Consider the following 13,947-nt stretch of genomic DNA (forward strand, 5'->3'; position numbering starts at 1 on the left):
ATTTAATAGTTGAAGTCGATTGAATTGATGCAGCTATTATTTAGATTAGGAAGTTCTTTTACATATTGGGGCCGACCGGTTTTGACAGCGAGACTAGTTGGAATGTAAGCATGTCGAGCGCTGGGAAACAGCTCGTTAATCTCATTTTTCACACTTTTAATTGGCGAAAATAATTACGCTCTTGCCGCTTAATCTGAATTATAGTAAGATTAGCCTCGTCCCTACCAGGTAGGGAAGCGAGATGTTCCTGAATAGCCCTTGTTGATGGCGATTCTTATAGGAGCACCAGAAAAGTCAACATAAGGGTGTCCGCTCGCTTTGGCGACACCACCAAAATCTTAAGAAGATAAGTGTGTATTGGGCGGTTTCTGGTCAGGTACACATCGAAAATTAATCAGATTCTAAGCATGTAGAAAGCATTTTAATTGCTTGTTTGGACGAGGGTTCGAATCCCTCCGGCTCCACTAATTAAAAACCACGTTTTAAAACGTGGTTTTTAATATTATAAATTTCAGACAGCAACTTTATATGAAGCTATAATATCATTTAAGTTTTCTGCAATCAATGGTTTTGAAATAAAATCACGCACTAAACCATAACTTTTACCTTTTTTTATTTCCTCCTCGTTAAAATGTGAACTTACAATAAAAACTTGAGGCTTGTTTACAAAAGTTAACTTCTGAAACTTGTCCAAAAACTCCCATCCGTTCATAACCGGCATGTTTAAATCTAACAAAATAATACTGGGCATTTGTAAACCTTTTTTCAATTGCGATGTAAGATTTATGAGCGCTTCTGCCCCATCTTCATATACCAAGATATTTGCACTCACAAAATTATTATGATTCAACAGAATCTTGGTTCCATACACGCAAATAGGATCATCATCAATAATACAAACTGTGTCAACTTTCATAACAAATTATTTTTGTTCATTGTCCTACACAAACAATATACATATAAATTTTAACAAGATAAAACTTACAAATGTTAAATAAAGAGAATTTAATTTTCACAAAGTTATTTTAGTGAAATCTAAAATAAACTTAGATTATTACCTGTACTCTATAAGATTGGTTACATCTCAAACTCCTATAAAATTAATGGAAAACCTACAGCCCTTTTGTTAAAATGCATTTATCATTTAAGATTACAACTATAATCGTATTACAAATGATAAATTCTAAGAAAAAAAATTAAACATATTACATTAAACAACTAATCCCTTCAATAAAATAGGTAGTTAAACCGAATAGACCTTTATTTTTGAAATTTAAGTAAGTTATAATCGTACTACGAAAATATAATCTAAAATGAAAAAATTCATACCTAAACAATAACGTATTATACTTACAATTTTAATAGTAAAATATGATACGTTAGGAAAGTGAAAGAAAATAAAATAGAGTATAATACTATAAAATGTATTACCGTTTCATCCTTACAAAATTCAATCCCATCTTAATTCAAGATTAAATTAAAGAATGTAATTATTAAATTTAGTTATATTTAAAAACATAACTATAACTCAAACCCCCCGTAATTGAGCAAAATTTTTCGCAACCGTTATTATATATTCATATTAACTGTATCCTTAGCTATTATTGGTAACGGATTTATTTTAGACTACAATATGAATCTTCAAGACGCCGATGCCGTCGAAATAAATATCGCAGGTAGACAGCGAATGTTAAGTCAAAAAATCACCAAATACATTTTTTATATTGAGAATGAATCATTTTCGAAATCAAATTTAAATGCTATTGATAGCTTATCAAAATACACCAGCCAATTTGTTAACGAGCATGAATTTTTAAAAAACACCCATGCCACATCAAAAAAAGCTATCAAAATGGATTCTTTATTCTCTCTTATAGAAGTTCCGTTTCAATCTATTGTTAATATTGGCAACCATTATATACAGAAAACGCCAAATACCGCAGATAACCAACATTTAAAAACCCTGATAGTTGACGAACACAAATTTCTTAGTTTGATGGAAGAAATCGTTTTAGGTTTTCAAAGAAATGCAGAAATACAACTTGAAAAAACCAAACGAATCTCTATAATTCTTTCTGTTATTTCATTACTAATATTATTGGGAGAGTTTATCTTTTTAATTATTCCTTTCTACAATAATCTAGTAAGAAAGAACGATGAACTTACAACGGCAAACAGAAAACTTACTGATTTTGCGAATATAACTTCTCACAATCTTAGAGCACCATTAGGTAATTTCAAAACTTTACTTACTTTTTTGCAAAGTTCTAAAGACGAAGAAGACAAAGAATTACTTTTAGATAAATTAAACGTAGTTTCTAACCGTATGGATGAAACTATGAACGTTCTTCTTGATGCTGTTTCTGTTCAAAAATCTACAAGTCAACTTGAAAAGAAAGTTATTTATTTCGAAACAGTTTCAAAAAATATTAAAGAAGATCTTTCGTCTCAAATAGAAGAATCTGGTGTTACTCTTATTGAAGAATTCAAAAATGCTCCAGAAATCAACTATGTGCCTATCTACCTAGAAAGTATCATGCTTAATCTTATGACAAATTCTATTAAATTTAGAGATTCTAAGCGCGCATTAGAGGTGAAAATTAGCACTTCAAAAAAAGGAAAAAAAACCATTCTAACCCACTCAGATAATGGTAGAGGTCTAGATATGAATAGGCATGGCGACAAACTTTTTGGAATGAATAAAGTATTTCATAAAAACACTGACTCTAAAGGCGTAGGGCTTTTTATGACACGAATGCAAATAGAAGCAATGGGTGGCTCTATAAATGCAGAAAGCGAGCCAGACAAAGGAATGACTTTTATTATCGAATTTTAAAAAAATAATTATGTCAAAATTGCTTTTAAGCATAATCGATGATGATGAAATCTATAAGTTTTCATTCAAAAGAATGATTTCGGAATTAGATACTATAAAATGTAACATTGTAGAATTTTCAGACGGTGAAGAAGCTATTGAGTTTTTTAAAGAAAAAATGACAGTAGATAAAGAACTTCCTGACATAATTTTTCTAGACATAAATATGCCGTATATGGATGGTTTTGAATTTATGGAAGAGTATATTTTATTAAAACCGAAATTGCAAAAAAAGATTATTATTTACATGAACTCATCGTCAATGAACGATAGCGATATTGAACGTGCCAAAAAATTGAATGAAGTCACAGACTATATTGTTAAACCTATTGAGCCGTATAAACTAAAAAACATTTTAATTGAACAGTATAATGACTTTAAAAACCAATAAATTTTCAAAGTCATTTCACTATAAAAGCAGTAAATAATTTTAGCTTAAATCTATATATTAATTTAGCTCCAATACTTTTGCCGGCATCTTCTCCTTATCAGTTTTCAAATTCAAAATTTTTGTAACCGTTGGGGCTATTTGATTGGTATATAATTGTTCATTTGTGGCTTCACCTACAGAGTTTACATTTGGCCCTAAGATAGCCAACCAAGTATGTTCTGCTCCTTTTACATCTGCACCATGACTCGTCCATTCAGAATCTTCTCGAGAGCCTTCTCCCCTACCATGATCTGTAGTTATAATGAAATAAGTATTGTCTTTATAAAACGGGTCACTTTGAACATAGCTCCACAAATCGGCTATTAATTCATCTGTATTATGTAATGATTTCATGTAAAGATCGAACAGACCTTCATGTGCAAAATCATCTGTTTCACCATAAGAGATGTATACCAATTTTGGATGGTTCTTTTGAACGTATTCTTTAGCGAAGTGATGTGTAAAAGCATCTAAACGAACACTCTCCCAAATAACTGGTGCTTGACGTTGTATTTCATTCAAGAACATTTCCTTTTCATTTAAATCACCCTCAGCGTTCATATAACCGGCATTGACCGGCACATTACTTCTTTTGTCATTGATTATGTACGGAAAAACATCCCAGCTAGCAAAAGCAGCTACTTTACCTTTATATATATCTGAATTATTTGCGATTTCTAAAATGGTCTTATTTTTATTATATTTTTTTTCATTACTATCTATATTCTCATCGTCGGGCATACCCGTTAAGATTTCGTTATAACCTGGGTACGAAAACAACATCTTATTGGTAAGATCAACTTTACTTTCTTTATTTCGATTTCCATGTAACCGCCCTACTTTAACTATCGTATTCCAGAAAAAGGGCATCAACATTTTTCTATTTTCTACTTGTGAATTACCCATAAAATTTCTAGCTAACCAATCTTTATCTTGTGTGTAGGCACTATTTAACAAATTAGTATCCATACCCATAAATACCTCTTGCCATCGAACACCATCTAGGGTGATTAAAAATACATTAGGTTTTTTGTCGTGTTGAGCTTCTAATGATATTGAACATAATAAAATAAATATGACACCTATTTTGAGTAGTGAATTCATAAGAAATTTAGTTTTTAGTTTTAAAAGTTTGTATTGAAGACCAGTCGCTCCAATTCAAATGTTGATCCCTGTAACGCACACGCCAAAAATATGAGGTATCTGGTTGTAATCTTCTAGTTGGCTCATCGGTTAAATCATCACTTTTTTGGCGGTCTTCTAAATAATACCAATTCTCAGATTGTTTCCAACTATCCAACACCAAATTACTGAAATCTTCAGTGGTAGAAATCTGCCAGTTCGAAGCTGCATGATAGGCGTTCTCAAAAGCACTTTCAAAAGGTTCTGCTTTTAACATATCGCCTGTGAACTCGATGGTTTCTTTTGGTGATATTAGTTTTGGTGTATTGGGTTTATGCTCATTAGCATAAATAGTAATCTCATCGGTCTGTTCGTTTTCTCGAAAAATGTTTTCATTACCACGACTGATTCTTTTTATAGTGAATTTCGGATTTATTTCATGGCCCTCTACTTCGACCATTACAAAGCCATATTCATCTTGCGTTACACTAAATTCATCATAATCTCTACCTTCGAATTCACCCCAGTTATCTATTGCCCCACCAGCTGTAGCTACATTTATCCATAAGTGTTTATGATCTTTAGATTGACCGCGAGAATACCCATGTGTATGACCAAAAAAGTGCAGACTTGGCTTTCCCGTTTCAGTTGTAAATTCCTCTAGCATTTTCACCACTTTACCAGAAGATTCTTCTTCACCGGGGATCCATAATTCTGATTTGTGCGGATGATGTAATTGCGCGAAAACAAAATCGATGTCTGCGTTCTTCGCAGTTTCTTCCAACAAAGTTTTCAACCATTCAAACTGTTCACGATTATCTCGATATCCTTCATTTGAATTCAACCCTATTATTCTGGTATTGCCATAATCTTTATACCACCAATGTTCTGCAAATGCCGGAGTGCCGTTTTTAGGTAGACTAAAATATTTAAAATAAAAGTTGGAATTACGCTCGTGATTACCCAAAACAGGATACACAGGCACTTCTGAGAATAGATTTTTAGCAGGCTTAAAGAAATCATTTTGCCATTGTTTATATTTTGCTCCATTCTCCACTAAATCACCAGGTATCAAAACCATAGCTAAATCATCAGGCACTTCATTTCCATATTCAGATTTTAAAAATGGTAACACACCCCGATTTATAATTTCATTGAACTTATCAGGATTCTGATGGTCAATTTGCATATCGCTCATTGCCAAAATATTAAACGATTCATTATCATTAGTGAACGGCGGGGTTTTAAACTGATAAATATCTGAACGTAGTTTACCAGTTTTAACCCTATAATAATAATCCGTAAACCGGTTTAGTCCCTTGATAGTAACTTCGTGTATACGAGATGCTGTAAAATTAACATCAGTAGCTACTCCAGTAACTTTCTTTCCTAATTTAGGTGATACTCCGTATTCCACTATACTTTCGTCTCCCACAGAGGTCTCCCACATGATGGTCATTTCAGTAGGACTTGCATTTTGTAAATACGGTTGTACCACAAAATATGCTTTTTCTTGTGCATGCGTAGCTGAACCTATCAAAAAGGTTATTGCCAAAATAATTTTTGAAATTTTCATAAGTCTCTAATTACTGACGCTAGATAGCGCATTATTTAATATTTCAATTGCATTTTTCAACTCTTTGCGAGAAATGGTCAATGCCGGTGCTAACTGAAGCACATTACCGGCAGAAACCTTAAAGCTTAATCCGTTACTAAGGCACTCATACATTACCTGTTCGGCTTGATGTACAGCTTTCTGTTTGGTATCTCTATTAGTTACCAATTCTACACCCCATAATAATCCTCGACCACGAACATCGCCTATTATTTCATATTTATCTTTTAGAATGTTCATTGCAGTACACATGGTCAATGAGTCGCCCGCAACCTTATGTAAAATTTTCTCTTCCTCAATAATTTCTATAGTTGTTAGTGCCGCAATTGCACCAAGCGGACTCTTCTCATGGGTATAATGACCCAATGATATATCTGGAAACTTATTATACCGATCTCGAGTTACTATTGCGGCTTGAGGAAAAATACCTCCACCCAATCCTTTTCCTAAACACAAAATATCGGGTTCTATTCCATAATGTTCAAATGCAAACATTTTACCTGTTCTACCAAGGGCAATAGGTATCTCGTCTAGAATAAGAACTACTCCGTATTTATCGCACAAGACACGTGCTTCTTGCCAAAATTCGACCGAAGGTAACTGTATATCTGTATTACGAACGGTTTCGGCTACAAAAGCCCCTATATCACCTTCTTTGGCAAATACATATTCTAAATACTCTAAACACTTACTTTCATTACCTTCAAATATTCCGCGATAGGTTACCGGTGGTGGAATTCTTTCTACACCGGGCATCATAGGCCCCATGTATTCCCTAAATACCGCTTCACCACCAATACTAATAGCATCTAATGAAGCCCCATGAAAAGAATCCCAAAATGAAACTACTTTAAATTTACCCGTTATTGCACGTGCCAGTTTCAACGCAATCCCAATTGCGGAACTTCCGTTTGGTGTCATTAACACCCTATTCAAATCTGATGGAAGCAAAGAGGTCAGTTTCTTAGCGAATTTTATAGCAGGTTCATTGGTATATCTTCTTGTCGAAAAAGTGAGCCCTTGCAATTGTTCCGTTAAACGTTCTACCAATTTTGGATGTGAGAACCCTAATTGATGCACATTATTTCCATGAAAATCTAAGTATTTTTTCCCTGTTATATTTTCTATATATGGTCCATCACATTTTTTTAACACATCTAAACATGGCGTAGACAAGGCTTGGTGAAAAAAGTAACGCGCATCTTTTTCTAAAAGCTGCAAGGTATTAGCATCGGCAATAGCTGCTTGCCATTCTTTTCTTGCCTCAGTGCCATTAATATCACCTTCGGTACGCTTATTCTGTAATTTATCGTGCTTCATAAGTACCGAATTGTAGAAATCTAGTTTCAAATTTATTTTTTTAGTAGAAAGTTCGTAGATAAAATTTGGTTGGGTATGGTATCACTTTTTACGTACACATCTAACCAGCCATCGCCACCTCCATTGAACCAAAGTACCTCTATGGCATGAATCCCTTTTTCCAAATCAATGCTTCCGTTTTTTGTTCTTACTCCGTGGTCACCATCATTATCCACTACCAGTTCGCCATCAATAAAGAGTTTACTGCCATCATCTGAGCGAATAGCAAATTCGTAATTTCCTTTCTCCTCGATTTTAAGCATACTCGTGAATTTAAATAAGGTGTTTGGTTTTATATGTGAGCGGACTTCTTCTGATGAGAATTCAAAGGTTTTACCATACGTATCGGGTTTTCTGTTGGCAACTGATGGTATAAAAGACAGGTTGTCTAAATGATAAACCTCAAAATCGATAGGTTCTTTATAACCTACCGGTTTTACCCGAAAATAAGCTTCACTAATACCACTATTTAATTTTCCGCTTACAAAAACAGCACTCTTAACAACCGTATTTTCAGTAAGTGTTACAGACGAGGTAAACGTATTCGAATTACTTTTAGGCATACTACCATTTAGGGTGTATTTAATTTCGCCTGTTGTATTCGGATTCTTTAAATTAAGCTCTGCAGAGCCATTATACAAACCACCTGCTGTTGCATAACCAATAGCAGCATTCAACAATTCTGGTTTTTTCAATTGTACTAAAACGGGATATTCATCTGCAACATCTTGACCAACAAAAGCTTCAATAACCGGTTTGCCGATCCATGCTCTTGGTGTTTTAATTTGTAATGCATAGGCTACCGTTGCAGCATTATCGTACTGATAAACAGGATATTTAATTTCATAACCCTTTTTAACGCCTTTACCCCATAGAATAAACGGTATTTCTATTTCATCTAAAGATTCGCCGCCATGACCTTTACCCGTACCACCATGATCAGAACTAATTATAACAATGGTATTCTCTGCCATTTGCGACTCTGCTATTGCTTTCATTACCTCTACCAATAATGAATCTGCCTTTTTAACAGAAGCATAATATTCATCTGTACCATGACCAAATTCATGACCCGCATGGTCAACATGATCAAAATGAACAAATGTAAATAACGGATTTTTTACTTTTATATAGCTGCTGGCGTTTACGGCAGTTTCTTCTTCTGTAGCAGGGTTCTCATCAAAATTTACGTCACTTTTTTCAAACAGTCGCCCGAAACCGCCCCAATGATAAATTGCACCAATTTCTGCAAAATGATTTTGTTCTCGTATTAAATGAAAAATAGATGGAAACAAAAATGGTTCGCTTTGTGTAACCGCTGGTAACATAAAATTATCTTTTTCCCAAGAATTTGAGGTTATGCCATGTTGTTCTGGTCCGGCGCCCATAATCATCGAAGCCCAATTGGTACTCGAACTTGTTGGCAAAACCGCTCTAGCATGCATAGTCGATGCACCTTCGCTCATTAATTTATCAAAGGTCGGTGTACTGGCATGTAACAAACCGTCGGGACTCAATCCATCAAAGCCAATTACTACCACATGGGTCGGTTCATCTTCTAGATTATCTAACCTATCATAATTACAAGACCATAGGGAGGTCATCCCTATGGTCAATAACAAAATTGGTATAAATTTCACTATTACTTTAAAATTCGTAGACTTAATCAACATCCCACCAAAGTTTGGTGTTAATGTCATCGGCACCCATATTTTCTACAGCGTCATAATAGTTTTCGCTATTTGTAGACTTTACATCGTTAGGGTATTGAAAACGAACCGGAACTAAACCGTCATTAGCAGCATCTAGACCAGGAATTACCTCAGGCATATTAGTTCTTCTCCAATCTGACCAACCTTCAAAACCTGTGTAAAAAAGTGAAATCCATTTTTGAAGCGCAATTTTAGCCAGCCTTTCATCGTCAGTACCGGCATATGCTACTTTTTCTTGAGTAACATAAGCATCCAAATCAGTCGCTTGCATTGCATTAGCAATATCAGACCATCCGCCAGCAGCAACTCTTTCCGTATAATATACAAAGGAAGCTCTAATTCCATTTTCATAGTAAGTAGCTGCATCACCAGAAGAGATAAACCCTCTCTCTGCTGCTTCAGCTAAAATAAACTGCAATTCAGAATAACTCATAATAATGGTCTGTGAAGCTGTATCTGATGCCTCAGTAGTATTACAGGCATAACATGCTAATAATATACCTAATCTTGAAATAAAATTAGAACCAGATTCATCAGTATTCCCTGTTGGACTATATCCTAAGGCTGCTTCATCATCCAAGCCGTTTGGCATTCCTACATAATCATCAAAATCTTCAGAAAAAATACCCATTCCGGAATTGGTGGTCGGCTGTGCAAAAACATATATCCTATTATCTTCCAATTCTTTTAGTCTTGTTTCTAAGGTTAAGCTTAAACGAACCTCATCAAAACTACCACTACGTGTATCATATTTAGGTTGTGGGTTATCAGAATTCCATTGTACTAAAGCCATATCGTCATTACTTTCAAAAATAGGATACATAGAAGGGTTACTAGTAATTTGGGTCATACCAGCAACCGCTGTTGCATTATCAACATCACTTATTCGCATTAACAATCGCAGTCTAAGTGAATTTGCAAATTTTCTCCATTTTAAAATATCACCATCATAGAAAATATCACCCGAAATATTATCAGCATCGGTCAACAACGTATTCGCAGTTTCCAAATCTGCTAAAATACCTGAATAAATATCGCTTTGAGCATCAAAAACAGGAGTCACATTTCCATCTTCAATACCATTTGTAGCTTCAGAATAAGGAACATCTCCATAAGCATCGGTAACATAAGAATAGATCCAAGATTTCATAACCAAGGCAACACCGTAGTAATTTTGAGCTTCTTCATTATCTATTGTTGCATTTATAATATTCTCTACATCACGTAAAGAAGCATAGGCATTATCATAAGGGTCATTTGTTGGAGACCAATTATAAGTATCTCCACTAGTAAATTGTAGTCTTGCCGCGTATTGTACTACGGTAAAACCTTCTTCCCAACCTTGGTCACCCCAATTGTAAGCCATTTCTCTTTGTACGCCTGGCAGTAGTAATTCTGGCTCAGCAGTAGTAGCATAGTTAGGATTTGTATTGACTGTTTCAAAATCCTCAGTACAGCTTAATGCTAGAACTAAGGAGCATATGATTAATAGTGTTTTCTTCATGATTTCTGTATTTTATAGTTTCTTCTCCTTTTAGAAATTAACCTGTAAATTGAAGGTAAATGAACGTGAACTTGGGTATGACATGTTCTCTATACCCGGTTGTAATGTTCCTCCCGATACCCCTACCGTTTCCGGATCAAAATGAGGATTATCTGTCCATAAAATCAAGTTTCTACCGGTAATAGAAACACGTGCACTGGTAATAGGTAAATGTTGAATCATTTTCTCTGGAAAAGAATACCCTAATGAAACCTCACGTAATTTGGTGTAAGACGCATCATATTTTGCTGCTTCTACATTATCTCTTTGATAATATCCATAATTAAATGTTCTAGCATCAACATTTACTGTATTAGGAGTATACACCGGACTATCGGTTGTACCTGTATTTACAACACCTTCTGCAACAATTCCTGTTTCTCTACCTACTAATGTCTCTTGCAACTGACCAGAAGTACTACCTATAGTCTTGGTTCTAGAAACTACAATACCACCTTGTCTCGTATCAATTAAAAAACCTAAATCAACATTTTTATATTTAAAGGTATTTTGCATACCTAATGTAAAATCTGGAGCATAATCTCCTTGATACACCAAATCATCGGTCTCTTCTGGAATACCTTGACTATTTATAATCATTTGACCAAAATATTCGCTATCCTCATCTTCTACTCTTTGAAAACCTCTGCCGTAAATTGCACTGATAGATCCCCCTTCTCGAGCCTGAATATATGCCCCATTCGCTTCTGTTAAAGTAAATTGAATATCATCACCTAAATCGGTCACCACGCTCTTATTACTTGCAAAGTTGAAAGTTGAGCTCCATTTAAAATTATCTGTTAATACTGGCACAAAATTGGCTATAGCCTCAAAACCATAATTACGAACCTCTCCTGCATTAATTAACTGACTACTATACCCACTAGCAATGTCTGTACTAATATTAATAATTTGGTTTTTAGTAGCACTATCATAATACGTAAGATCTAGATTTACTCTACTTTGAAAAAAACGAAGGTCTAAGCCAAATTCATAAGAACCTGTAATTTCTGGTTTTAAATCTGCATTAGGTATCAAAGATGATTCAGTTAAAATGGGTATAGAACTATCAAAAGCAGTTTCATTTTCATAAAAACTACGTAACCTATAGGCATCTGTATCGTTACCCACCTCTGCATAAGCAGCTCTTACTTTAGCAAAAGAAACCCATTCTGGCATTGTAAACATATCACTAGCAATTGCACTTAATGTTACCGATGGGTAGAAATAAGAATTGTTACCCTCTGGTAAAGTACTCGACCAGTCATTTCTACCAGTAACATCCATAAACAGTATATTATCATATGAAAATCTTGCATAGCCATACAAACTATTGATCCGTTTTTCGCTATTGTTAGAACTCACCAGAACTGACTGTCTACTATTATTAAACGAATACACGCCAGGGTTTATTAATTGTGGAGCTACACTTTTAGTGAAATCTTGACTTTGGCGTAATTGGTTTCCACCTCCAGATATATTAATATTGAATTTTTCTCCAAAATCTTTATCATAACTCAACAAGAAATCTGAGTTACTTTCCTCAAAGAATATATTATCTTCTTGATAGGTTCCAAAAGGGAATCGTTGCGTACTAAAAGCTCTTTTACGAACTCTAAAATCTCTATAAAAATCACGTCCACTACGTAATAACAGCTTCCAATTCTCGTTAATGTCATACGTCAAGCTCACATTGCCGAACATACGGTCTTTGTCTTGAGCATTCGTATTCTCGTACATTGTAAAATATGGGTTATCGTGGTAGTTGTAGTTATAATTAAACTGCTGAACACCCTCTAAACCTGGTTGCCAATAATCTCTAAGATTATTTGTATTTAGTTGACGCCCATACCATATAAAAAGATACATGATACTTTCAGTACCATAACCAACAGCTGGTCTATTATCACTATCGGTCTTTACATAATTTATATTGGCGTTCACCTTTACTTTATCAGACACATTCATAGTACCCGAAAAACTTAATGTATTTCTTCTCAAATCTGTATTCGGAAGCGTACCCTCTTGATCTAAATTTTGAAAAGACAACCTCATATTACCCATATCTCCACTTTTAGAAATAGAAATACTATTTGTTTTAGTGATGCCCGTTTCAAAAAAATCTTTGGTATTATTAGGTTGAGATACCCAAGGAGTAGGAATAATATCGGCATCACTTATAAAAGTATCACCACCACGAGTACCGTCTGTTCTAGGAGAGTCAAATTGGGCAATCATAAGTCCGGTATCTAATCTTGGTCCCCAGCTTTCATCAACACCATCGGCAATACCTGATCCACTACCATCTACAAAAGAAAACTGTTGGTTATTACCTTGACCATATTCATTTTGCCAGTCTGGCAACATCATTACATTTTCGATAGTAATACCCGTATTAAACGATATACCAAGTTTACTACTTTGAGATTTACCTTTTTTCGTTGTAATAATAATAGCGCCATTTGCGGCCCTTGAACCATAGAGTGCGGCCGCTGCCGGACCCTTTAACACATTAATAGACTCAATATCTTGAGGATTGATTTCCGCTGCACCATTACCATAATCCACATCTTGCGTTCCAGACCCATTAGAACCTACAATTTCGTTACTAATAGGTGTACCGTCTACAATAAACAATGGCGAGTTTCCATTAATGTTCAAAGAAGCATCACCACGTATCGAAACTCTTGCAGACCCACCTAAACCTGTAGGACTGTTGGTAATTTGCAGACCGGCAACTTTACCCGACATACTATTCAATAAGTTCGGTTCTCTTGCTTGAACAACCTCATCGTTATCCAATTCTTGAGAAGCATACCCTAAAGACTTTTTTTCCCTTTCAATACCTAAAGCCGTTACCACAACCTCATCTAATTGTTGTGAATCGGGTTGTAAAGTAATAGTACCCGTAAGTTTCTTGGCAGTTTCAAATTCTTGTTTAATGTACCCTATATAAGATATCACCAGAATATCACCTAAACTGCTTAGTTCAATACTGAAGTTACCATCAAAATCTGTTGCAACTCCGTTCGTTGTTCCTTTTACGACCACGGTTGCACCGGGTAACGGAACTTGGTTTTCATCTAACACGGTTCCCGAAAATATAGTTTGGGAATGTGCTACAAAACTTGCTAAAAAAGTAAGCATTGTAATTAGTAGTGTTCTTTTCATTTTGTTCGTATTTGTAAACTTTGGTTTGTTAGTTCAGCAAATATCTAAATGAAAATTCAATGTATAACGTTATGTATATTAAGCAATCGCTACCATTACGAGTCTAAGGTTAGCTAAAAG

At 34.8% G+C, this 13,947-nt stretch carries 9 protein-coding genes and 1 other RNA gene; 3 read left to right on the forward strand and 7 right to left on the reverse strand.

The features are described 5' to 3' along the window. Nucleotides 1–67: 67 nt before the first annotated feature. Nucleotides 68–467: a transfer-messenger RNA gene (ssrA, locus tag ACJJVP_RS01800) on the forward strand. A 44-nt stretch (nt 468–511) separates the two neighbouring features. Here ssrA and ACJJVP_RS01805 read toward each other — a convergent pair. Further along, on the reverse strand, nt 512–916 hold the full coding sequence (locus ACJJVP_RS01805; protein WP_405410310.1) for a two-component system response regulator: 405 nt from the start codon (nt 914–916) through the stop codon (nt 512–514). 627 nt (nt 917–1,543) lie between these two features. Here ACJJVP_RS01805 and ACJJVP_RS01810 point away from each other — a divergent pair. Next, nucleotides 1,544–2,836 carry an ATP-binding protein gene (locus tag ACJJVP_RS01810; RefSeq protein WP_405410311.1) on the forward strand — a complete coding sequence of 431 codons (1,293 nt, stop codon included), beginning with the start codon at nt 1,544–1,546 and terminating at the stop codon, nt 2,834–2,836. 10 nt (nt 2,837–2,846) lie between these two features. After that, entirely contained in the window at nt 2,847–3,266 is a 420-nt protein-coding gene (locus ACJJVP_RS01815) for a response regulator (RefSeq protein WP_405410313.1), read from the forward strand. A gap of 57 nt (nt 3,267–3,323) precedes the next feature. Here the strand turns inward: ACJJVP_RS01815 and ACJJVP_RS01820 are convergent, their stop codons facing one another. The 6 genes from ACJJVP_RS01820 to ACJJVP_RS01845 are packed head-to-tail and all read right to left on the reverse strand — an operon-like array spanning nt 3,324 to nt 13,827. Further along, the gene (locus tag ACJJVP_RS01820; RefSeq protein ID WP_405410315.1) at nt 3,324–4,409 is read right to left on the reverse strand and encodes a phosphoglyceromutase; all 1,086 of its coding nucleotides are present in this window, start codon (nt 4,407–4,409) and stop codon (nt 3,324–3,326) included. 7 nt (nt 4,410–4,416) lie between these two features. Continuing rightward, nucleotides 4,417–6,003 (reverse strand): fibronectin type III domain-containing protein, encoded by a 1,587-nt coding sequence (locus ACJJVP_RS01825; RefSeq protein ID WP_405410317.1) that lies wholly within the window; start codon nt 6,001–6,003, stop codon nt 4,417–4,419. Nucleotides 6,004–6,009: 6 nt separating this feature from the next. After that, entirely contained in the window at nt 6,010–7,362 is a 1,353-nt protein-coding gene (locus ACJJVP_RS01830) for an aspartate aminotransferase family protein (RefSeq protein ID WP_405410318.1), read from the reverse strand. 32 nt (nt 7,363–7,394) lie between these two features. Then, complete coding sequence (locus ACJJVP_RS01835) at nt 7,395–9,101, reverse strand: alkaline phosphatase family protein (RefSeq protein WP_405410320.1); 1,707 nt, start codon at nt 9,099–9,101, stop codon at nt 7,395–7,397. Further along, nucleotides 9,064–10,617, reverse strand: coding sequence for a SusD/RagB family nutrient-binding outer membrane lipoprotein (locus ACJJVP_RS01840; RefSeq protein ID WP_405410322.1), 1,554 nt, complete (start codon nt 10,615–10,617; stop codon nt 9,064–9,066). Before ACJJVP_RS01840 ends, ACJJVP_RS01835 begins: the two co-directional genes overlap by 38 nt. Before the next feature lie 30 nt (nt 10,618–10,647). Beyond that, nucleotides 10,648–13,827, reverse strand: a complete 3,180-nt coding sequence (locus ACJJVP_RS01845) for a SusC/RagA family TonB-linked outer membrane protein (protein WP_405410324.1) — start codon at nt 13,825–13,827, stop codon at nt 10,648–10,650. Nucleotides 13,828–13,947: the final 120 nt, after the last annotated feature.

Origin of the sequence: Maribacter sp. Asnod1-A12 (assembly GCF_045063735.1) — a bacterium.
In the GTDB taxonomy this organism is placed as follows: domain Bacteria; phylum Bacteroidota; class Bacteroidia; order Flavobacteriales; family Flavobacteriaceae; genus Maribacter.